Source organism: Massilia genomosp. 1, assembly GCF_011682185.1.
Lineage (GTDB): Bacteria > Pseudomonadota > Gammaproteobacteria > Burkholderiales > Burkholderiaceae_D > Telluria_A > Telluria_A rubra.
On record NZ_WHJF01000620.1, the window covers coordinates 1 to 252 of the forward strand.

1 pseudogene is annotated in these 252 nt (G+C 50.8%); it reads right to left on the minus strand.

What is annotated here, in order from left to right:
- Window positions 1-142: 142 nt before the first annotated feature.
- Window positions 143-252, minus strand: a pseudogene (locus F1735_RS38460) (IS1595 family transposase); the annotation flags it as partial.

Consider the following 252-nt stretch of genomic DNA (forward strand, 5'->3'; position numbering starts at 1 on the left):
AAATGAGATTAGCCATGATTCCGCCGCCGTAACCGATCAGATTTCCTCCGATATCACGAAAAAGCGATGAAAAATCGTGCTCTCCTGATGTCGGCCAGTTCGGAAAAATCGTTTTGCAATTGGCTCTCATGCTTTGCACCGGCCGCCTGCACTGCCGTGAAGCAGTTCAAACCATCGGAGACGACGATACTCGCTGCTGCCAGATGTTTCAATGCCCATTGCGCCACATCGGCTTTTCCGAACGTTTTCACC